Source organism: Rhodoferax antarcticus ANT.BR (assembly GCF_001938565.1).
Taxonomy (GTDB): domain Bacteria; phylum Pseudomonadota; class Gammaproteobacteria; order Burkholderiales; family Burkholderiaceae_C; genus Rhodoferax; species Rhodoferax antarcticus.
On the sequence record NZ_MSYM01000011.1, the window covers coordinates 37,600 to 55,997 of the forward strand.

24 protein-coding genes and 1 pseudogene are annotated in these 18,398 nt (G+C 61.0%); 10 read left to right on the forward strand and 15 right to left on the reverse strand.

Annotated features, from left to right (window positions below; genetic code table 11):
- Window positions 1-157 precede the first annotated feature (157 nt).
- The 5 genes from BLL52_RS07150 to BLL52_RS07170 all read left to right on the forward strand — a co-directional run bounded on the left by BLL52_RS07150 (window position 158) and on the right by BLL52_RS07170 (window position 4,915).
- Window positions 158-670 carry a hypothetical protein gene (locus tag BLL52_RS07150; RefSeq protein ID WP_075586019.1) on the forward strand — a complete coding sequence of 171 codons (513 nt, stop codon included), beginning with the start codon at window positions 158-160 and terminating at the stop codon, window positions 668-670.
- A gap of 1,334 nt (window positions 671-2,004) precedes the next feature.
- Window positions 2,005-2,286 (forward strand): DnaJ domain-containing protein, encoded by a 282-nt coding sequence (locus BLL52_RS07155; protein WP_075586020.1) that lies wholly within the window; start codon window positions 2,005-2,007, stop codon window positions 2,284-2,286.
- 25 nt (window positions 2,287-2,311) lie between these two features.
- Complete coding sequence (locus tag BLL52_RS07160; protein ID WP_075586021.1) at window positions 2,312-2,887, forward strand: hypothetical protein; 576 nt, start codon at window positions 2,312-2,314, stop codon at window positions 2,885-2,887.
- Between the two features lies 1 nt (window position 2,888).
- Entirely contained in the window at window positions 2,889-3,632 is a 744-nt protein-coding gene (locus tag BLL52_RS07165; protein WP_075586022.1) for a hypothetical protein, read from the forward strand.
- Between the two features lie 59 nt (window positions 3,633-3,691).
- Window positions 3,692-4,915, forward strand: coding sequence for a hypothetical protein (locus tag BLL52_RS07170; protein WP_075586023.1), 1,224 nt, complete (start codon window positions 3,692-3,694; stop codon window positions 4,913-4,915).
- A gap of 23 nt (window positions 4,916-4,938) precedes the next feature.
- Here BLL52_RS07170 and BLL52_RS07175 read toward each other — a convergent pair whose 3' ends face one another.
- The 3 genes from BLL52_RS07175 to BLL52_RS21745 form a co-directional block, all read right to left on the reverse strand.
- Window positions 4,939-5,322, reverse strand: coding sequence for a PilZ domain-containing protein (locus BLL52_RS07175; RefSeq protein ID WP_075586024.1), 384 nt, complete (start codon window positions 5,320-5,322; stop codon window positions 4,939-4,941).
- Between the two features lie 155 nt (window positions 5,323-5,477).
- Window positions 5,478-5,789 (reverse strand): hypothetical protein, encoded by a 312-nt coding sequence (locus BLL52_RS07180; RefSeq protein WP_075586025.1) that lies wholly within the window; start codon window positions 5,787-5,789, stop codon window positions 5,478-5,480.
- 133 nt (window positions 5,790-5,922) lie between these two features.
- The gene (locus tag BLL52_RS21745; protein ID WP_274534891.1) at window positions 5,923-6,057 is read right to left on the reverse strand and encodes a hypothetical protein; all 135 of its coding nucleotides are present in this window, start codon (window positions 6,055-6,057) and stop codon (window positions 5,923-5,925) included.
- Window positions 6,058-6,339: 282 nt separating this feature from the next.
- Here BLL52_RS21745 and BLL52_RS07185 point away from each other — a divergent pair, with 282 nt between their 5' ends.
- From BLL52_RS07185 to BLL52_RS07205, 5 genes are all read left to right on the forward strand, one after another.
- Complete coding sequence (locus tag BLL52_RS07185; RefSeq protein WP_158025683.1) at window positions 6,340-7,398, forward strand: mechanosensitive ion channel family protein; 1,059 nt, start codon at window positions 6,340-6,342, stop codon at window positions 7,396-7,398.
- Between the two features lie 240 nt (window positions 7,399-7,638).
- Window positions 7,639-7,854 carry a CsbD family protein gene (locus tag BLL52_RS07190; protein ID WP_075586259.1) on the forward strand — a complete coding sequence of 72 codons (216 nt, stop codon included), beginning with the start codon at window positions 7,639-7,641 and terminating at the stop codon, window positions 7,852-7,854.
- A 199-nt stretch (window positions 7,855-8,053) separates the two neighbouring features.
- Window positions 8,054-8,494 (forward strand): BON domain-containing protein, encoded by a 441-nt coding sequence (locus BLL52_RS07195; RefSeq protein WP_075586027.1) that lies wholly within the window; start codon window positions 8,054-8,056, stop codon window positions 8,492-8,494.
- A 44-nt stretch (window positions 8,495-8,538) separates the two neighbouring features.
- Window positions 8,539-8,850 carry a BON domain-containing protein gene (locus BLL52_RS07200; RefSeq protein WP_075586028.1) on the forward strand — a complete coding sequence of 104 codons (312 nt, stop codon included), beginning with the start codon at window positions 8,539-8,541 and terminating at the stop codon, window positions 8,848-8,850.
- 266 nt (window positions 8,851-9,116) lie between these two features.
- The gene (locus BLL52_RS07205; protein ID WP_075586029.1) at window positions 9,117-9,503 is read left to right on the forward strand and encodes a response regulator transcription factor; all 387 of its coding nucleotides are present in this window, start codon (window positions 9,117-9,119) and stop codon (window positions 9,501-9,503) included.
- Window positions 9,504-9,794: 291 nt separating this feature from the next.
- On the opposite strand, the gene BLL52_RS07210 is transcribed toward BLL52_RS07205, so the two are convergent.
- The 12 genes and pseudogenes from BLL52_RS07210 to nifW all read right to left on the reverse strand — a co-directional run bounded on the left by BLL52_RS07210 (window position 9,795) and on the right by nifW (window position 18,393).
- The gene (locus BLL52_RS07210) at window positions 9,795-10,229 is read right to left on the reverse strand and encodes a DUF2383 domain-containing protein (protein WP_139313335.1); all 435 of its coding nucleotides are present in this window, start codon (window positions 10,227-10,229) and stop codon (window positions 9,795-9,797) included.
- A 115-nt stretch (window positions 10,230-10,344) separates the two neighbouring features.
- A pseudogene (locus BLL52_RS07215) lies at window positions 10,345-10,767 on the reverse strand (transposase zinc-binding domain-containing protein); the annotation flags it as partial.
- A 286-nt stretch (window positions 10,768-11,053) separates the two neighbouring features.
- Window positions 11,054-11,323, reverse strand: coding sequence for an RnfH family protein (locus BLL52_RS07220; protein WP_075586031.1), 270 nt, complete (start codon window positions 11,321-11,323; stop codon window positions 11,054-11,056).
- Window positions 11,320-12,006, reverse strand: a complete 687-nt coding sequence (locus tag BLL52_RS07225; RefSeq protein WP_075586032.1) for an electron transport complex subunit E — start codon at window positions 12,004-12,006, stop codon at window positions 11,320-11,322. Before BLL52_RS07225 ends, BLL52_RS07220 begins: the two co-directional genes overlap by 4 nt.
- Window positions 12,003-12,674: an electron transport complex subunit RsxG gene (gene rsxG, locus BLL52_RS07230; protein WP_083633838.1), complete on the reverse strand. Its 672-nt coding sequence runs from the start codon at window positions 12,672-12,674 to the stop codon at window positions 12,003-12,005. Before rsxG ends, BLL52_RS07225 begins: the two co-directional genes overlap by 4 nt.
- On the reverse strand, window positions 12,671-13,747 hold the full coding sequence (locus BLL52_RS07235) for an RnfABCDGE type electron transport complex subunit D (protein WP_075586033.1): 1,077 nt from the start codon (window positions 13,745-13,747) through the stop codon (window positions 12,671-12,673). The genes rsxG and BLL52_RS07235 overlap by 4 nt, the downstream gene beginning before the upstream one ends.
- Entirely contained in the window at window positions 13,744-15,273 is a 1,530-nt protein-coding gene (gene rsxC, locus BLL52_RS07240; RefSeq protein ID WP_075586034.1) for an electron transport complex subunit RsxC, read from the reverse strand. The genes BLL52_RS07235 and rsxC overlap by 4 nt, the downstream gene beginning before the upstream one ends.
- Before the next feature lie 13 nt (window positions 15,274-15,286).
- Complete coding sequence (locus tag BLL52_RS07245; protein WP_206744491.1) at window positions 15,287-15,856, reverse strand: RnfABCDGE type electron transport complex subunit B; 570 nt, start codon at window positions 15,854-15,856, stop codon at window positions 15,287-15,289.
- Window positions 15,856-16,437, reverse strand: a complete 582-nt coding sequence (gene rsxA / locus BLL52_RS07250; protein ID WP_075586035.1) for an electron transport complex subunit RsxA — start codon at window positions 16,435-16,437, stop codon at window positions 15,856-15,858. Before rsxA ends, BLL52_RS07245 begins: the two co-directional genes overlap by 1 nt.
- Window positions 16,437-16,970 (reverse strand): SoxR reducing system RseC family protein, encoded by a 534-nt coding sequence (locus BLL52_RS07255; RefSeq protein WP_075586036.1) that lies wholly within the window; start codon window positions 16,968-16,970, stop codon window positions 16,437-16,439. Before BLL52_RS07255 ends, rsxA begins: the two co-directional genes overlap by 1 nt.
- Window positions 16,967-18,016: an FAD:protein FMN transferase gene (locus BLL52_RS07260; RefSeq protein ID WP_075586037.1), complete on the reverse strand. Its 1,050-nt coding sequence runs from the start codon at window positions 18,014-18,016 to the stop codon at window positions 16,967-16,969. The genes BLL52_RS07255 and BLL52_RS07260 overlap by 4 nt, the downstream gene beginning before the upstream one ends.
- A gap of 38 nt (window positions 18,017-18,054) precedes the next feature.
- Complete coding sequence (gene nifW / locus BLL52_RS07265) at window positions 18,055-18,393, reverse strand: nitrogenase stabilizing/protective protein NifW (RefSeq protein ID WP_075586038.1); 339 nt, start codon at window positions 18,391-18,393, stop codon at window positions 18,055-18,057.
- Window positions 18,394-18,398: the final 5 nt, after the last annotated feature.

Sequence of the window (18,398 nt, forward strand, 5' to 3'; positions counted from 1 at the left end):
CGGAAGTTTGGCCCCGTCGGGTGAGGGTTTGCGGCGTTGCGTGTGTGGCAAATGTTTTTTTAGCTACGAAGCTGCGCATGTACGCAAAATTTGGTCACCAAAGCCCCTAGCCCCGCCTGGGTGGGAGAGTAGAAAAGAAAATTGGTGGACTCGATTCATGGGTAGGGAAACCCGTGAACAGATTCTTGAGCGCTACGACACCCGATCGGTCGCAGAAATTGAGGCCGAACAAAGTTCAATTCCACCAAGTCCAGATTACGTCAAGGACTCTGATTTGCTCGCGTTGATCAATGACGGGCTACCAGACCTAAAAGTCGAGAAGGTTGTGCGCCGCCTTTACTGGCGCTACCTCAATGATCCCATTCGTGAGACTTACCGCAAGTTCAGGGAGGCACACAAGGATGTCGATGCCGTTGGCAATTCGTCCACGTTTGCAGACTTTCAGCCGACACCCGAGCAAGCCGCGAACATGCTTCGATTGATTGAGCTGAACAAAGCGTCAGAAGCGCCAGATTGGCTGGAGATTGCCGAGTTGAACCGCGAGTTGGGTGACATGGATGCGGCGAGGAATGCCTTGAGTCAGATCACTGGTGAACAACAACGGCTGCACCTTGTCGTTGAAAAACTGATCATCCTCAATACGCGTTGCCCCGTTCGATTTAACTTTTGATCTACTTGAGTCTTGATCTGGCTGCTCTTATTTTGATAGCTGGTTGCGCACGTTCTACGAGGGCTAGCGGCCTATTTGGCATATAGATAGTGCTGCGCAGGTGTTTAATCAGCTACCGCGTAGGCGGCAGGCATAGACGATCCTTCGGCGTGCCAACTTTGCAACTACCTCCACTAGCGCGGTCATGCCGGGCGCGTTGCCCGCTGAATGGCGCTTTGCGCTGGTGGCAACGCACCCAACATCACCGCTTTCCATTTTTGCAACTCTGTAGTTTTGGTCAGTGGCCAATGCGGAGTACCGCAATGGCCAGGCAGCACCAAGCTGTCGCGCAGCTTCGACGAGCAGCGCGGTCATGCAGTGCGGCCTGACTTTTGATGGAGTTGCGCTGCGCGCTGTGGGGCAGTCCACCCAGCATCACCGCTTTCGGTTTGCCCGCCTTGTAGTGTGGGTCAGTGCGCGCGGCTCGGCTTCTCCCCGCACAGGGGCTGGGGAGTTACATCGCCAGTGCTTCGCAAGTGTCAGCCAGTGCGCTGGAGCGCAGATATGGATTGTCTCGGCTCGCTTGCGCATCGTCTGGAAGAGCCATCGCTACGCGCGGCATTGCAGCCAGCTCCACCACTGTTGGCACACGCCCGCTACTGCCACCCGCTTCGCTTTTACATAACGCCGCATTGCCCTCAGTGCCCGCCAGTCGCTGCGCTAAAGCTCCGCTTAGTGCCGGTCACCGCTTCGCGCCCTTTCGGGTGAAGGCAACAGGCGTTATGCAAAGTGGCCTTCGCTGGAGGCGGTCGCACAGCCGTCGGCGCTCTCCGTTCGCATTCGCGCCCTACGCGCCGCCGTCTGCGCGCCCTTGTGGGTTTGCCTGCACCGTGGCATTAGTCAGGCGCTGCGCGCTGTGTGTCCGGTCAGTGGCCTGCGGCCAGGCTTGTCGTGTATGCCTGCGCCCGCCCGTGGGCCTCGCCGCTGCGCGGCTTGGCTACGCGCTGAACTGCCCGTCCGCCCCCCGTGGGGGCTCCCTCAGTCAGCGCAAGACCGGGGGGGGGGTGAGCGGCGCTTACGCGCCGCTACCGAAGGTTCGTTGTCGATTACGATGCGCAGTCGGCTTTAGTGGCGCTTGTGCGAAAAGATGCAATCCGAATCTCACCTCCACTCACACCGCGTCAAGACGTAGCATAATTGAGACACTTATATTTTTGGCGTTACTTTTGGCGGTATGTTTCAAGATGGTTGTCTGTAAACCTAGCGTTCATAAGGGTAACAAGGCGATGTGCGATCCCCGCCACCCCCCGGAGTTGATCGGGCCCGCCTCTTTGACCCACTGAAGTACACGCCTCATGCAGCATAAGGACCATTACGCCGCTCTGGGCTTGCCCACTTCGGCCATGCTCGCTGACATCAAAAAAGCCTTTCGTCAGCAGGCGTCTTTGCATCACCCGGATCGCAACGCCTGCCCACAGGCTCCGGCGCGTTTTCGTGCTGTACAAGAGGCGTACGACGTGCTGTCTGACCCAGACTTGCGCAAAGCCTACGATGACAATCGCCAACGCAACTTGCTCGACAGTCCGCTGGAGACTGCTCGCACCATCTGGCTCGACTATTTTGGCCGCCTCGTTTGAGGCGGGTTCCACCGAAGGTATCCCCATGAGAATGTCTGCATTTTTTCGCGCCCTGCGCACCTCTTATCAGGCCGAGATCGACGACCTTGCCTCAGATTCCGAGGGCAAGGATGTGCTGCACCAACGCCTGCTGGAAAAACGCGGCCAGATTGGTTTCTTGGGCCAGATGATGGAGACGGCGCCTGAAATGGTGGCTGTCGCCTTTCACGGCGGTTTTCACTTCGAGCTGCCTGCCGTCATGGAGCAGCTCCTGACGCTGGAGTCCGATGAGTTTCCGGATTGGGACAGTCTGGGCGATGCCATTCAGTTGACGCCCTGGGCCAAAGACATGGCCGCCGTGTTGCTCAAGCAGCCGCAAGGCGACTGGTTCATGACTGTGGCGGCCACGCTGGAATATGTGTACCAGCGTCCATCGCCGCATCAGCAAGAAAGCGCGCTTGAGCCTGAGCACACCGAGCACGGTGCACGGCGCCAGGCCCGCAATCTGGATCACGGCCACGACTTCGATGCGGATGACGACCACGCTCATAAAAATGACCAGGAGCATGACGAGGCGAGTACAGACTGGCTCGAAGGCCAGGGTTTTGACCGCAAGGAATGACATGAAGCATTTGGCGCTGATCGAAAAAACACAATCCCTGATTGCTGCCGGCGACATCGTCGGCGCAGAGTCTGCGCTGGTTGAACTGGCTGATGCGCAGGGCGACGGCGCTTTGATGGAGGTGCTGACGCAGTTGCCGGCTAAGGATGTGCTGGCGATCATCCGCGAGTACGACAACTCCAAAGCGTCGATCATCAACCTGATGCTCACCCCGGAGCAGTTTGCCCGCGCGGTGGTCATTGAAAAACAATACCGTGACCTGACCCGCTCGCATTTGCGCGGCATGATGAACTCGGTCATTTTTCGCGATGGCGCTGATTCACTGGCGTTTTTGACCGCGATTGGCGACTTGGAAGGCGGCAGCGAAGCACTGGCGGACTACTTTGAGGAAAAGTGGAGTCGTATCGAGGCCTTCGCCCGCACCGGCATCTTTGACACGGTTGAAGACGATGGCGAGATGATCTTGGAAGACGACCTGCGTGCCAACGCCTGGGCGCGACCGCGTGTCGAACTCGATGAGGTGGCCGACCAGGACTGGATGCAAGCCGCTTGGCTGCTGCGCCACGAGTTGCCTGACCTGTTCATTGAGATGCTGGTGGTGCTGCGCGCCAAGGCGCGTGCGTTTGAGCTGGGGCTGGCTGCTGATGAGTTGGAAGACGACGACGGCAAGGTTGAAACCCGCGACACCGACCTGGGCAAAGCCACCCCGGCGGCGCGCGAGTCTGATGAAGAATCCGCCATATAGCTCGAATGAGCCCGAATGAGCCCGAATAACGCAGGCCGCTTGGCCTGCGGCTAACCCGCATGACAACCACTTCAGCCCCTGCCGCAGGCACTGTCTCGCTATTCGACAGCCGACCATTTTTTGAAAAAGCGCTGCTGTATGGCGTGCAGTACGGTCTGCTGGACCAGGCCAAACTCACCGAGATTGCTGCAGACGCGCCCAAGGGCATGGTGCAGATCGCCCGCTACTTCGGCAGCGAGTTCCTGCGCCCTGAGTTAGAGCGTGCGCGTGACCGTATCATCAATTTGGTCAGCCTGCACCTGCAGACGGCAAGCGCCGGTGATCTGCACGCGGCGGCAACTTTGCTGCGCGACCATTCGTTTTTGTCGCGATCCAAAGCGGGCTCAGACATGCTCAAGGCGTTGATCGTCATGCCGCAGAACACCCACTTTGGGATGAACGAGCGGGGTGGTTTTTCAGACCGGCACATTCCTCAACTGGCGCGCTGGTCTTTGGCCAGCTTTGCCGAAGTTCAGGTTGAATTGGCGGCGCGCCTGCGTGTGGCGCGGGTGGTGGATGCGGCGCTGTGGGCTGCTGACCAGTTGGGGCTGTCTGCCGATGAGTTGCAGGACTTTGAGCCAGACGCCGAAGCGGTGATTCGCACCGCATTGCTGGCGCGGGCTACCCGGCGCAAGGAAATGCCCGACTGGCCCAGCTTTGAAAAAATGGTGGCGGCACTGCGGCGCAAAGATTCGGCCGCGGTCGCCATGGCTTTGGTATTACCCAAAAATTTGCCGCCAGAGTGCACCGAGGTGGTTGAGTCAGCGCGCCAGAGCGTGTTGGCGGATCTGCCCAAGCTGCTGGATGCCCGGCTTGGTGTGCGCAAGCTCTTTGACCAGACCCCCGCTTTCATGGGGCGCTATTTCTGGATAGAAGACGCGTTGAGCGAAGTCGGCCAGCATGACCGCCAGCGCTCTGGCGCGTGGGACAAACTGACTCAAGGCTTGGGTGATGACGGCACGCTGCTCACCCTGTTTGTGTGTGTTGCGGCGGGAAGCGCCCCCAAAACGCTGTTGACCGATAAGTCAGCTGCAGCGTTGATCCGCAAGATGCGAAAAACCGGCTTTCAGCCCGCGCTGGCGACTGAATTTATACGCAATCACGCACCAGAGCAGCACCAAGTCGACTACGCCCGCCTTTGGCAAGACTTTGTGGCTGAAGCGCAGGCCACGTTGCTCAGCAGCTATGACAGCAAGTTCAGCGACGCCCTGTCGCTCATGCGGCGTGAGTGCAACGTCGCCTGATTTGGCGGTTTTTTGCCCGTGCCTCAAGCGTGTCGGGTTGAAAAAAGCTGTGCCAATTCGCGGTCCATCAAATCCGCGTCGCCCGTATTGAGCTCCAGCAGGCGGCGCAGCAGGGTCAGGCTGGCCAGGTCGATGTGCTCGCAGCGCAGGCCCACATGACAGCCGTTCAAGTGGGCAATGGTGCCGGCCATTTCGATGACTTCGCCATCACCCGACAGCGGCAGCAACAAACGGCAAGGCGCTTGCAACTGGAGTTCTTCGGGCACCTCGGTCTGCACCAGTGCACCTTTGAGGGCAATGTCGAGCAGGGTCACTTGCAGATTTTTGCCAGGCAGGTGCAGCGTGACTGCGGCGCTGAAAGGGATGCGCGAAAACAGGCGGTGACCTTCGGCAGGGGTGGCTTTCATGTGAATTCCTTGGGGGGGTGACGTGAACCGGTGCGGCGTATGCCCAAATGATAAAGCACGCCTATTCGCCGGTACTGGATGCAAAAAAACTGGGCCCGCACTTCGGGCGCCGCCAAAAAAAACCCAATTTCAGACGCTGTCGCGCAGCTTGAGAGTTATGACCAAGACAGCATCAAACATTTGCGCACGCAACGTCCCGCCAGTTTTTCGCCGGTCATAAACAGCAGGCGCACCACATCCATACTGCGCGTTTGCATCTCTTCAGGTAGCAGCACAGAGTCTGACGCGCGCTGCTGCACGGCCCGCAACTCCCCGCGCTGGGTGATGTCCTCTACCAATGCGGTGAAACCAACCAGCAGCAGCGCGGCAACCGTCACCAGCATCCAGATCAGCGTGTGGGCCCAAGCGCTGCGCCAGAAGGCGTGGGTGGCACTGCGTCGGGACAGCAAGGGGCTAGGGGTGTTCATAGGTCGCTCCTTTAGGAACTCTAGGTGCTCCCATGTTCCCTGTGAACGCCCTAGCCCGCTGTCGGCGCATGGCGCCGCGCGCTGTAGGAGCGCGCCGACAGATGGGCGAGCCAGCGTGGACATCGCGTGTGAGTCAGCGAAGCAGTGCGGGGTTGGCCTGCCAGAGCAGCGCACCCCGCGCGCTGCCCACCGACCAAGCTGGTGAGTCAGCCGTATAGCGCTCGACAGTCGATCCCGACGAGGGCGCGCGGTACAGAGAGGTTTCCATGGCGTTCTCCCGACATAAGTGGTGGCAGAGGGTTGTGAAACGAGCGTCTGATGGCGGGCACTCACATGCCCACACATCCATTCGAAAGATTCCAGCGTAGCGCTGGGTTTGGGGCACGCGTGTCGGACAACGTCGACTGTGCATGACCGCCGCAACGCCATGCGGAGCAAACAGGCGCTTGTCCAACAGGGTGCGCGCCGAATGCGACCAGGCTCTGCAGTAAGCTCAGCGCTCTCTACTGCCGCCCCGGCCGCGGCCACCTGGCCCGACACCCATCACACCATGCCACTGATCGACAACATCATCCGCCACCCCCCGCCGCGATTCGATCTGAACGAGGTACTCGAGCGCTTGCTGGATAAAGTCTATGGCCTGCTCTCAGCGCTCCCCTCTTTTCTGCTGGCGCTGCTGGTGGTCTGGCTCGGTTGGAAGCTGGGCGCCTGGTTGTCGCGCCGCGCCGCGATCGAGCGTCTCTCTGTCCGTAACCCTTTTCTTAATGAGCTCGCGCGCACCACTACCCGCTGGGTCAGCACCGCGATCGCCCTGCTGATCGCGCTGGAAATACTCGACGCCACGGCCGTGGTCGGCGCCATGCTGGGCACCGCCGGTGTGATCGGCATCGTGTTGGGTTTCGCTTTCAAAGAGACGCTGGAAAATTACCTCGCGGGCGTGCTCATGAGCCTGCGCCAGCCGTTCGCCCCGCGCGATCTAGTGGTCATCGACGGTCAGGAAGGCATCGTGGTGTCACTCACCTCGCGCGCCACCATCCTCATGACGCCCGACGGCAACCACCTACGTCTGCCCAATGCGCTGGTGTTTCGCAGCGTGATGCTCAACTACACCCGCAATCCCAGTCGGCGCTTCGAGTTCGATGTGGGTGTGGGTGTGCAGGAAGACCTGATCCAAGCCCAACTGCTCGGCACTGCAGAGTTGCAGCGCCTGGCAGGCGTGATGAACGAGCCGCCTCCACGCGCCCTGATCCAGACGCTGGGCGACTCCAACGTGCAGCTGCGCTTTTTCGGCTGGGTCGACCAACGCACCCACGATTTCTGGATGGTTCGCAGCGAGGCGATTCGCCATGTGAAGCTGGCACTGGAAGCCGCAGGCATGGACATGCCGGAACCGATTTACCGGGTGCAGCTCAGCCACCCACAGGCTGCTACCCACCCCGCACTGGTCGTGCCTGCGCCTGACGCCCCGCCCCGTGCCCGGCGCACCGAGCGCGCCACCCCGGCAGCGCTCGACCTTAGCGTTAACCGCGAACTGCAGCAGCAGATCGACCAAGACCGGCACGCCAGCGATCAGCCAAATTTGCTTGATGCCCAGGCACCACGCGAGTAGGCCGCCCAGTTCACCAGCCAGGCCCTCGACCCGTAGCACGGGCTCACGCTCGCCTGGTTTGAGCCCCATGCGCCCACGCTGCACGGGAACTTGTCCTACACAGTCGCGCGCTTTTAGCCGACGGTGCCGAGCCGCCTGCGAGCCTAAAGTTACAGCACAGCGAAACAAACGAAGTCAACGCTGCGATCGACACCGGCCCCCTGCGGGTCAATGCACCTCACCATCAAAGGAGTAATGAACATGAACTGGGAACGTATTGAAGGCAATTGGAAGCAACTCACAGGCAAGGCCAAGGAGAACTGGGGCAAGCTCACCGATGACGACATGGACGTGGTTGCTGGCCGACGCGATCAGCTCGCCGGCAAGATCCAAGAGCGTTACGGCATCGCCAAAGACGAAGCTGAAGAGCAGGTAAATTCCTGGGAGCGCAGCGCCACCGACGACTGGTTCCGTTAATTAAAACGACAACGCCATTGCATGCAGACCCACGCAGTGGCGTTGCAATTTGAAATCAGCAACCGCCCACACCCCCACTTTCGCTCATATCGCCACCGCCCGACAGGGCCACGCGACGCAACAAGTTGCGTGAAACACAGCGTCAACAAACCGGCCTCTTCACGCACAACGCTAGCATCGCTCCAAGAGACACCCCATCATGAATAAAACCCAACGCACCCTCTCTGTGCTCGCACTCAGCACCGCCGCTCTGGCGTTGACAGCGTGCGACCAGTCCAAACCACCCACCGTGGGCGAGAAGATCGACAACGGCATCGCGCGCACCCAGGAGGCCGCCACCGAGGCCAAGCAGGACATGCAGGCAGCGGGCAGCGAGATCAAGCAGGACGCCTCACAGGCAGGCACCAACATCGCCGACGGCGCTGCCGACATGACCATTACCACCAAGGTGAAGACCGCCTTGGCTGGCGATGACCAGCTCAGCGCGTTGGCCATCAACGTCGATACCAGCAACAAGGTGGTCACCCTCACTGGCCCCGCGCCGAACCAGGCTGCTTCCGATCGCGCCAGTTCGTTGGCTCAGGCGGTGGAGGGCGTCACCGAGGTCAAGAACCTGCTCACCGTGGGCGCCAAGAGCTGAACCTCGCCAGCGCAACTACCGCCCAAGTTACTTAGGAGAACACCATGTTGAAGAAAATTGCTCTCGCCTGCGCCGTTGCCGTCACCGCAATTTACGCCACCGGCTGTGCCGTCGCGCGTGACCAGCAAAGCGTCGGCTCTTATGTGGACGACGCCACCATCACTACACAGGTAAAAGCCCGCTTCGCCGAGGATCCCAAAGTCAGCGCCATGGCGATCCAGGTCGAGACCCTCAAAGGCACGGTCCAGCTGTCTGGCTTCGCTAAGTCTTCATCCGAACGCTCAAGCGCCGAATCCATCGCCAAGGGTGTGTCTGGGGTGAAGCGGGTCGTCAACGACGTTGCCGTGCGCCCCTGAGGGTCTGCGTGACAGCAGCGCGCGCTGCTTTAACAGCGCCGACATAGGCAAAGGTTCTTGCGACAGACGCAGGGGCCTTTGCCTTTGGTGAACTGTAAGCAGGCTTGTTTCAGACTTGTCCTACACAGATCCAAGGGCTTCACCGTTAACATCTAGATACATATTACAGTAACGTTCCAACTTTCTCCTATCGCCATCCTGCGCCATGTTTTAACAGGCCCCAAGATCCTGAACTCTCACCGGCCGACCTAGTCGCTCTCGCCACCATGCCTAAGCTTAAAACCTTTATCGTTGAAGACAATCCTGTCATCCTGAAAAATCTGATCGCCACATTGGAGGATCTGTCGGACGTTCAGGTGGTGGGCTCGGCGGGCAGCGAACGTGAAGCGGTCAGTGAGTTGCAGCAGCGCGATGGTCAGCTCGATCTGGTGATCGTGGACATCTTTCTGAATTCGGGGAGTGGGCTAGGGGTGTTGCGCAGCGCCCAAAATCTGGAACTGCCGGTGCGCCGGGTGGTGCTCAGTAACTACGCCACCCCCGAAATGCGCCGGCGCTGCCTGGAGCTCGGTGCTGACCGGGTGTTCGATAAATCCAGCGAGCTCGAGGAGTTGATCGCCTACTGCGACGAGGCGGCGGAGTCTCAAGGGGGATAAGGGCTAAGTCGGCGGTGTCGCCAAATCTGGCTGCAGTGGGTGTCGCCAGTGGAACCGCCATCGGCACGGTAAACGCTATTATTAATGTAGCTATTGGCGCTTGATATGTATGGGTTGGAGGTCGATTTGGCATCGAACTTTTGTGTGTACTTGTGTCTGCATGCGAGCTGGCACCACTTCGGATTGGCATGCACTCACCGACGCTGCGATATCGCGCAGGAAAAGATCGAGCGCAAGCGTTGCAGCGCCCTTGGCGTCCTCAAACTGACAGCGTCTAAGGACGCCGTAGCGTCATTCTTTGGGTAGTCGCGCGATCTCGGTTTCAATCGCGCCCTGTTGTGACTTCAGCAGCGCGAAGATTGACGGGTGCTCGCTAACCTGCGAATCTTCAAGCGCCTTGATGTATTTGTCGCGCAGCGCCTGTTCGCCTTGGCGTACTGCTGGCAATGCGTCGCGGTCCAGATCGGACACCCAATTCCGCATCATGATGACGGCCTTATTCACCATTCCTTGCCACGACGAGTCGTCGGGTCCAGGTTCGCGCAACCGCCCTAGTTCTGCCTCCTGCGCCGACGCGTGTTGCTGATGCATGTCGATGAGTCGATGAACCACGGTCTGGATTTCTGGCTCTGAGCGATCCGCCATTTCGCGGTATCCCTTTAGAACGTCGTTGGTGGCGGTGTGAATGTCATGTAGTGCTTCGGTCGCTCGGGTGGTCGTGGTCATGGTTATCTCCTTCAGGTAAGTCAGCGGTAATGCGCTGTGGGTGGGCAAACGGTCAATCCAGTTTAGAAGCGCTGTCACGGCGCGCGGGTCAGACAACTGCCCAAACCTTTGTAGGCCCAAGACGACAACAGGCGGTGGCCGGTTGCGGGTGGCGTTGCCAAGTCACGCCAATTGCTAACCAATCCAAGAAGATACGCAGCGCCGCATTGAGTGCGCCCCTGTCGCGCTGCAGGTAGTAGCGCAAGCCTTTGGGTACCGATAACACCCATTGGCGTACTGGCAGGCGCGGGAAAACGTGATCGCAAAGGTGCGCTGGCGCCTCGGCCATTCAGCGGGTGTTGCACAAGGGGTAGAAGCCATGGCCTTTGCAGGAGAAGGCGACCAAAAAGTCGTCCCCACAGTTGTCGCAACGGACGCGCGCAAAGCCGTGGGCAAAGATGCCTTATTCGAGGTATTGGCGAAACGCCTTCTCCACATACGCGGGCGGGGTGTGGTGGTCGCCTTGGCCGTCGAACTCGCCGGCGCTGGAGAGCTCAAGCAAGTTGGCGTTAAGGCCGTTGGCCAGGGCCAGGGCCACTGCCGCCGTGGAGACGCCGGGCCCACGGCAGGCGGCACTGACCTGGCGTTTGAATTCGTTGCTGTAGCGTGCGCGACGGCGGCCTGCGCCTGGATTTTGAAATTCTGGCGTGTTCACGTGTCCACCTATGTTGAAGTGGACACGATGCTCCTTATTTTTGTCTTTATCGGCAAGATGGCTTTGCTAGTCGCCCCACGCAGTGACTTCGCGTGAAGTGAATTTGAGATCAAAGGGCGTGGGTCTGGGACTATTCGTCGTCGCCAGATTCACCGCGCAAAGCTTGCGGGTCGGCGGTGATCGGGCGGTAAATCTCTACACGCTGGCCGGGCTCCAATCGCGCATCTGGGGCGACTATTTTGCCAAATACACCTATTTTTTGACTGCTCAGATCCAGAGTGGGGAAAGTCCGGGCGATGCCGCTGAATTCGATGGCTTCGCGTACTGTGGCCTGCTCAGGCACTTCCACTTCCAGCCAGAGCTGGCGTTCTGGCAGCGCGTACACCACGCTAACTTTCACGATGCTACTCCCAGCCGTACAGCAGAGGTTGATGTGGCTTGCATGCGCAGCTTGGCCTGACGCGCATCCATGGCCCGCTTGGCCGCAATCATCAGCCCCAGTGCGATGAAGCCGCCTGCTGGCAGGATCATCACCAACGCGCCTTGACCCGGATAAATGCGCATTTCCAGTATGCCCAGCGCCGGCCCCAGTAAGGTCGACGCGCCAGCGAACAAGGTGCCGCTACCCACCACCTCACGGATGGCACCCAGGGCGGTCAGTGCCAGGGTGAACCCCAAGCCCATGGACAGGCCATCCACTGCCGACATCGCCACGCTGTTCTTTGATGCAAAGGACTCGGCTCGCCCCAGAATCATGCAGTTCACCACAATCAGCGGAATGAACAGGCCTAGCACCTTGTGCAGTTCGTGCAGCCAGGCGTTCATGACCAAGTCAACTATGGTGACCAGCGTTGCAATGATCAGCACAAACGCCGGAATTCTCACCACTTCAGTGATCAAACCACGCAGTAAGGCGACCAGTATGTTGGAGGCGATCAGCACCACCACGGTGGCTGCACCCATGCCCAACCCCTGAGTCGCGCCGGAGGTCACCGCAAGGGCAGGGCACAAGGACAGCATCTGCGTCAACACCACGTTGTTGCGCCAGACACCGTCCAGCATGACATTGCGAGTTTGGCTCATGGGGACACCTCCTCAAGCATGGTTTTGCGTTGTGCGGCAAACAGCCGCAGGCCATCACGGATGCTGTTCACCACGGCACGTGGCGTGATGGTGGCTCCAGCAAACTGGTCAAACTGCCCGCCATCCTTTCTGACGGCCCACTGTGCTTGCGGTGGGTTGCCCAGTGACAAGCCAGTGAAGCGGGTGATCCAGTCAGAGCGGGACACCTCAATCTTGTCGCCCAGCCCCGGCGTTTCGGTGTGCTGCAGCACGCGCACGCCCAGCAGCTTGCCGTTGCCGTCGATGCCGAGCAGCAGGCGTATCTCGCCGCCGTAGCCCCGACCATGCGTCTCAAAGGCCACGCCTGTCACTCGCCCGGTCTTGCGGGCGCGGTAGACCAGCAGCGGGGCGCCGTCCAACGGTAAGCGCACTGCGTCTGCCGCGGGATTGTTGTCGTACATGCTGGCGGGAAGCACCTGCTCCAGTGAACGGCGCAGGTCTTCTGAAGCACGCTTTTCAATGGGCTCCTTGGTCAACCCGAATGCAGTCGCTAGTAGCAGCGTGGCCGACAAAGAAAAGCCACCCAGCACCAGCGCATGCTTGCCCCCGATAAGCGTCAGCAGCTTGCTCAGTCGCGCTGTAGTCGGCAGTGTCCCGGATGGGGCTTTGACTTGATCGGTGGCGTTCATAGTTTGATCTTGCCTTCTAGCGCTTGTCCGCGACGGCTGCGGCCAAAGACGCGTGGGCGCAGCCCCCTGTCAATCAACGGCACCAGCGCATTCATCAGAACCACTGCAAAAGCCAAGCCCTCCGGATACCCCCCAAACGAGCGAATCACCCAGGTTAGCGCGCCAATACCCGCGCCAAACAGCAGCTGCCCGCTTTTCGACACCGGAGAGGTGACGTAGTCGGTGGCGATGAAAAAGGCGCCGAGCACCGCCGCCCCGCTCAGCAAATGAATGGGCATGGCGGCGAATCGCGCCGGGTCCAGCGCATGGGAGACAGCCGCCAGCACGCCCAGTGTGCCAAGTACCGCCACTGGAATGTGCCAGGAGATGATGCGCAAAAGCATCAAAAGCACCCCGCCAGCCAGCAGCAACACCGCTGAGGTTTCACCGATGGAGCCAGATTCGTGACCCAGCGCCAGTTTCTCGGGTGGCGCCAGCCCCTCGCTGGTTTGGGTGACTGACACGCCGCGTGACAGCTCGGTTTTCAGAACACCCAGCGTGGTGGCGGCGCTCATGTTTTCGGGCAAAGGCGTGGCACCGCTGGTGTAGGCCAGAGCTTGCCCCAAAGTCGGTGCGCCGTCGCTGCCCAGGGGGGTCGGTGCAACCCACATCGTCATCTGAACCGGAAATGAAATCAATAGCACGATACGCGCTACCATGGCGGGGTTGAAGGCATTTTGACCCAAACCGCCAAACAAATGTTTGGCCAGCACAATGGCCGACACGCTGCCCAATACCCCGATCCACCAGGGTGCCCAGGGCGGCAGGCTGAGCGCCAACAGCCAGCCTGTCAGCAGGGCCGATCCGTCAAACAGGCGGGCACGCACCGGCCGCCCCAAAAGTGCCAGCATGGCAGCCTCGGCTGCTACGGCGGTGGTCACAGTAACCACAAACAGCAGGATCGCTGGCCAGCCAAACAGCCACAAGCTATAGGTTGTAGCGGGAATCAAGGCCGCGATGACCCACAGCATGGTCCGCGTGATGCTGTTGGCGGTGTGGGTGAAAGGCCCGGCGCGGTTGACTACGGTGTTCATGTTGATTCCTCTGTGGCGCGAGCCGAAGTCTCAGTGCCGCCAGCTAGAGCCAGGGTCGACGTAGGCGCTGGTGCAGGTGCTTGGGCGGCCGCCTTTGCGGCTTTGCGGGCAGCCGCAGCCACCTTTTTAAGCTCTGCTTCGCGCGCGGTGCGCTCACTACGCGCCTGCACCAGTGAGCGAATCCGTTCTTGGCGCCGTGCATCGCGGTCCAACGCCCCAAGCTGCCCTTTGGCAAAGTTGAAATAGTGCGCCAGCGGAATATGCGAGGGGCAGATGAAGGAGCACGAGCCGCAGCTAACGCAATCTTGCAGTCCGATGGCCAGTGCCCCTTGCAGATCGCCACGGCGTACCAACTGCGCCATCTCCACCGGCACCAGTCCACAGGGGCAAGCGCTGACACAGCTTGCGCAGCGAATGCAAGGTGACTCGGGGCCATCGTTTTGTTCTTTGATGGTCAGCGCCAACACCCCGCTGGTGCCTTTGACCACCGGCACCCGCACTGACGGCAGTGGCGCGCCCATCATGGGGCCGCCGCCAATGAGTTTGTAGGGCACCGGGTGCAAGCCGCCGCAGAAGGCCAGAAGGTCTTCCACCAGTGTGCCCAGTGGCACCTTGACATTGGAAGGTTCACGCACACCCCGTCCCGAAACGGTCACCACGCGGCTAATCAGCGGCTCGCCACTGCGTACCGTGCGTGCCACAGCACGCGCAGTGGCCACGTTGTGCACCACGACGCCGATGTCGGCGGTGAGCTTGCGCGCCGGTGTTTCGCGCCCGGTGCAGGCCAACACCAGATGCCGCTCAGACCCCATCGGAAATCGGGTTGGCAAGGCCATCACCTGAATCCAGGGTTCCCGGCGTGCCGCTCCACGAATGGCGGCCAGTGCTTCAGGCTTGTTGCGCTCGATCGCAAAAATGACCGACTGCACCTCCAGTGCGTACGCCATGATGCGCACGCCGTCGATGACTGCCCACGCCTCTTCGCGCATCAGCCGGTCGTCGCAGGTCAGATACGGCTCACATTCAGCGCCGTTGATCAGCAAGGTGTCGAGCTGGTGGCGGCCTTTAAGGTCGAGTTTGACGGCCGACGGAAACGCCGCCCCGCCCATGCCAACGATGCCCGCAGCGGCTACCCGACTGTTGATCTCACGCGGTGTCACCTGCAGCGGAAAGTCATCGGTGACGGGGGGCGGCAGGTCAATCCAGCGGTCCAGCCCGTCAGTCTCAATCACGATGGTTCTTTGCTGCAAGCCAGAGGGGTGCGGTGCCACATGGTCTTCAATGGCAACCACCGTGCCAGAGCTGGAGGCGTGTACCGGCGCCGACAGTCCGGGCGCGGCTTTGGCAACCAGCTGGCCTTTTAGCACTTGGTCGCCAATCGTCACCACCGGTATGGCGGGTGCGCCTATATGCTGCTGCAGCGGCAGGTACAAACGGCGGGGCGTCGGCATGGCTACCACGGCCTGTCCGCTGGTCAACTCCTTGTTATAGCGGAGCTTGACGCCCCCGCGAACACGAAACACCATGGTGTGCGTCCTTTCAGTCAGCCGGGGCGCGGGGTGCCGCAGCCGGTTTGGGCCAGTGCCAGGTGGCCAGCGTCGGCATCACCGGTTTCATCACAATCGCTTGCGTGGGGCATTCGGCTTCGCACAGGCCGCAGGCAAAGCAGGCTTCGGGCAGCACGGTGTGCATCTGCTTGGCCGCCCCCACAATGGCGTCCGAGTTGCACTTGCGAATGCAGCGCATACACCCTATGCAGCGCGTCTCATCGACCCACGCCACCTGGGGCAGCGCTGCCTCTGCCCCGTCGATGATCAGCTTCACCCCCAGCAGGTCAGCCACTTTTTGCCCAGTAGACACCCCGCCTGGTGGGCAGCAATTGGGTGCGGCACGCCCCTCCACCATGGCGGCGGCGGCCTGCTTGCAGCCTGCAAAGCCGCATTGCGCACAGTTCGAGCCGGGCAGCAGGGCGGCGACAGCTTCTGCGCGGTCGTCCACAGGGGCGCAAAGATAGCGCGCTGCAACCCCCAACACCAAGCCCAGCCCGCTTCCCAGCAAGCCAATCGCGCCGACGGCTTGTGCGGCGTGCGTCATCATGGCGGTATCCATCAATGGCCTCCCAATCCGGCAAAGCCCATGAATGCCAGCGACAACACACCGGCAGTGATAAAGCCAATCGGCGCGCCCTCAAACACTTTGGGGACATCTCCCAGCGCCAGGCGCTCACGCAGACCAGCAAAAATCACCAACACCAGGCCAAAACCGAGCGCCGTGCCAAACCCACTCAGCATGCTGGCTGCAAAACTGTCTCCGGCTTGCACCATCAGCAAGGCCACGCCCAACACTGCACAGTTGGTGGTGATCAGCGGTAGATAGACGCCCAGCGCTTCGTACAGCGGCAAGGAGATGCGGCGAATCAACATCTCGGTGAACTGCACCACCGCTGCAATCACCAGAATAAAGGTCATGGTGCGCAGGAAAGCAAGGTCCAGCGGTGCCAGCACCATGGCTTCCACCACCCACACAAAGCCGGTCGACAGCGTTAAGACAAAGGTGGTCGCCATGGCCATGCCCAATGCTGTTTCAATGCGCGATGAGGTCCCCATGAACGGGCACAGCCCCAAAAACTTGGCAAGCACCACATTGTTGACAATGGCTGTGCCCAGCAACACCAGGAAAACGTCTTGCATCACAGGCTCCCGTGAGGAATCACCGGAGTGGCGATATGGCGTTGCGTCACAGTGCTGGCGGGCGCACAGGTGATGCAAGGAGGGTCTGCAGCGCGACCCAGCACTACCGGGGCCAAGGATTCGCGCCAGCGCCGAACCAGCTTGCGCGCTGCTGCCGCGCCCGCCGCCAGCCCGACCGCAGCCCCCAGGACGGCAGCACCGTTACCCGCGTCTTGCATGGCAATCACTGCCGTCAGCATCGTGAACAGTGGCAAGCTGTAAGCGGTCAGCGACGCGCGGGTGACTGCGTTGCGGTCCACACCAATTTCCACCCGCTCGCCCAGGGCCAGCGGCGCTTGGTTTGGCCCCAGCGACCGTGCCACCCGCCAGCTGGCGCTGGAATGTGGGGTGCCACTGGCGCAGACCCCTTTGGTGGCGCAACTGCTGCAGGCGGCAGGCTGCTCGGCAGCCAGCCAGGCTTGGCTGCTGTCGACCTCGACCACGCGCGCGACGCCCGTGATCAAGCCGTTGTCGCAAGGGTAGGTGCTTTTCATGACAGCTCGCTCACCTGGCCGGCGCTGTCAATGCAGATCGCGCGGCAACCCGGTTGGGTGCGCAACAGCGCCAATCGCGCGGGTGTGTCGGCGCGGGGAATCAGCGCCAGCGCGGTGGACAAGGCATCCGCCTGGGTGGCGCTGGCGGCCACCACGGTCACGCTTTCTTTGGCGGGCGCGGTGTGCCCGGTGCGCGGGTTGATCAGGTGGGTGTACAAGCCAGCGGCGTCCAGCCGGGTGCCATAGCCGCCCGAGGTGGCCACGGCTTGATCCACCACTGACAGCGTATGCAGTGCGCGGCTTGGTTCACGCGGGTCGCCCAGGCCAATGATCCAGGCGCTGCCGTCAGGCTTGGCCTCCAGCGCGCGGGGCTCACCCATGTCCACCAGCATCTGGCTGAACCCGTGCTGTCGCAAAAGAGCGCTGCAACGGTCGGTGATGAAGCCCTGGGCGATGCCGTTCAGCGACACACCCATGCCGGCACGCGCCAGTGACACCTCGTCACCCGCCAAACGCACACCACGCCAGCCCACGAGCGACAGCGCCTGCTGCACGCGGGTGACCGTTGGTGGCTGGCTATGCCCGCCCACCACAAAGTGCTCAAAGTACAGTGACCACAGCGGCTGGATGCTCGGGTCAAACACACCCCTTGAGAGTGCAGCCATCTTCAGCGCAGAGCCCAACAGCGACTGGAACTCAGTCGGCGCACCGGTAATGCGACCCTCGCGGTTCAGGCGTGACAGCCAGGAATCGGCCTGAAACAGGCTGAACATGGCTTCCAGGCGCGCCACCTCGGCAAGGGTGGCAGTAAGCGCTGCTTGCGCCCGCTGCGTGTCGCCGGCGTGGTACAGCACCAAGGAGGCCGGTGCACCCAGAGCCGTGCCTTCCCAGCGCAGGGGCGCGGCCTCGGCGGTTTGGTTCAGGCGCCAGGCTGCCAGTGGCAACGCTGCAGCCAGCAAGAGCAATCGGCGCCTGCCCACCTTGCGAGGAACCGGCGTGACCGGCTCCTGCGAGTCTTGTAGCGATCGGGTAGACAGGTCAATCATCACAGGTCGTCCTTTTGGGGTGGAGTGGCTGAGCCGAATCAGGCCAAGGCGCGCTTTGGCAGCGAGGCCTTCAGGCTGTCCAGCGACACATGCTGGCGGCCATTGGTGTCCTGAAACACCTTGAACACTTTTTCCTGCGCCGGGGTAGATTTGACAAAGTCGTTGTAGGCTTTGACCAACTGCTCGCGGTAAGAGGTGTACAGGCCCACTTCATTGCCTTGGGCCAGCAGGTTTTCCTGGCGGATGTACTGAAAGAAGCGTTTCAGAATGTGCAGGCGGCTGACATTGACCACACCCTGATCGAACGGCACGCCAAAATAGTGAAGGAAGTCCTCGGCTGAAGACAGGGCCTTGAGTTGTTGAAGAAATTTTTCCATGGTGT

Coding starts and splice junctions, on each gene's coding strand:
- BLL52_RS07150 (WP_075586019.1), top strand. CDS start 158: ATGGGTAGGGAAACCCGTGAACAGATTCTTGAGCGCTACGACACCCGA.
- BLL52_RS07155 (WP_075586020.1), top strand. CDS start 2,005: ATGCAGCATAAGGACCATTACGCCGCTCTGGGCTTGCCCACTTCGGCC.
- BLL52_RS07160 (WP_075586021.1), top strand. CDS start 2,312: ATGAGAATGTCTGCATTTTTTCGCGCCCTGCGCACCTCTTATCAGGCC.
- BLL52_RS07165 (WP_075586022.1), top strand. CDS start 2,889: ATGAAGCATTTGGCGCTGATCGAAAAAACACAATCCCTGATTGCTGCC.
- BLL52_RS07170 (WP_075586023.1), top strand. CDS start 3,692: ATGACAACCACTTCAGCCCCTGCCGCAGGCACTGTCTCGCTATTCGAC.
- BLL52_RS07175 (WP_075586024.1), bottom strand. CDS start 5,322: ATGAAAGCCACCCCTGCCGAAGGTCACCGCCTGTTTTCGCGCATCCCT.
- BLL52_RS07180 (WP_075586025.1), bottom strand. CDS start 5,789: ATGAACACCCCTAGCCCCTTGCTGTCCCGACGCAGTGCCACCCACGCC.
- BLL52_RS21745 (WP_274534891.1), bottom strand. CDS start 6,057: ATGGAAACCTCTCTGTACCGCGCGCCCTCGTCGGGATCGACTGTCGAG.
- BLL52_RS07185 (WP_158025683.1), top strand. CDS start 6,340: ATGCCACTGATCGACAACATCATCCGCCACCCCCCGCCGCGATTCGAT.
- BLL52_RS07190 (WP_075586259.1), top strand. CDS start 7,639: ATGAACTGGGAACGTATTGAAGGCAATTGGAAGCAACTCACAGGCAAG.
- BLL52_RS07195 (WP_075586027.1), top strand. CDS start 8,054: ATGAATAAAACCCAACGCACCCTCTCTGTGCTCGCACTCAGCACCGCC.
- BLL52_RS07200 (WP_075586028.1), top strand. CDS start 8,539: ATGTTGAAGAAAATTGCTCTCGCCTGCGCCGTTGCCGTCACCGCAATT.
- BLL52_RS07205 (WP_075586029.1), top strand. CDS start 9,117: ATGCCTAAGCTTAAAACCTTTATCGTTGAAGACAATCCTGTCATCCTG.
- BLL52_RS07210 (WP_139313335.1), bottom strand. CDS start 10,229: ATGACCACGACCACCCGAGCGACCGAAGCACTACATGACATTCACACC.
- BLL52_RS07225 (WP_075586032.1), bottom strand. CDS start 12,006: ATGAGCCAAACTCGCAATGTCATGCTGGACGGTGTCTGGCGCAACAAC.
- rsxG (WP_083633838.1), bottom strand. CDS start 12,674: ATGAACGCCACCGATCAAGTCAAAGCCCCATCCGGGACACTGCCGACT.
- BLL52_RS07235 (WP_075586033.1), bottom strand. CDS start 13,747: ATGAACACCGTAGTCAACCGCGCCGGGCCTTTCACCCACACCGCCAAC.
- rsxC (WP_075586034.1), bottom strand. CDS start 15,273: ATGGTGTTTCGTGTTCGCGGGGGCGTCAAGCTCCGCTATAACAAGGAG.
- BLL52_RS07245 (WP_206744491.1), bottom strand. CDS start 15,856: ATGGATACCGCCATGATGACGCACGCCGCACAAGCCGTCGGCGCGATT.
- rsxA (WP_075586035.1), bottom strand. CDS start 16,437: ATGCAAGACGTTTTCCTGGTGTTGCTGGGCACAGCCATTGTCAACAAT.
- BLL52_RS07255 (WP_075586036.1), bottom strand. CDS start 16,970: ATGAAAAGCACCTACCCTTGCGACAACGGCTTGATCACGGGCGTCGCG.
- BLL52_RS07260 (WP_075586037.1), bottom strand. CDS start 18,016: ATGATTGACCTGTCTACCCGATCGCTACAAGACTCGCAGGAGCCGGTC.
- nifW (WP_075586038.1), bottom strand. CDS start 18,393: ATGGAAAAATTTCTTCAACAACTCAAGGCCCTGTCTTCAGCCGAGGAC.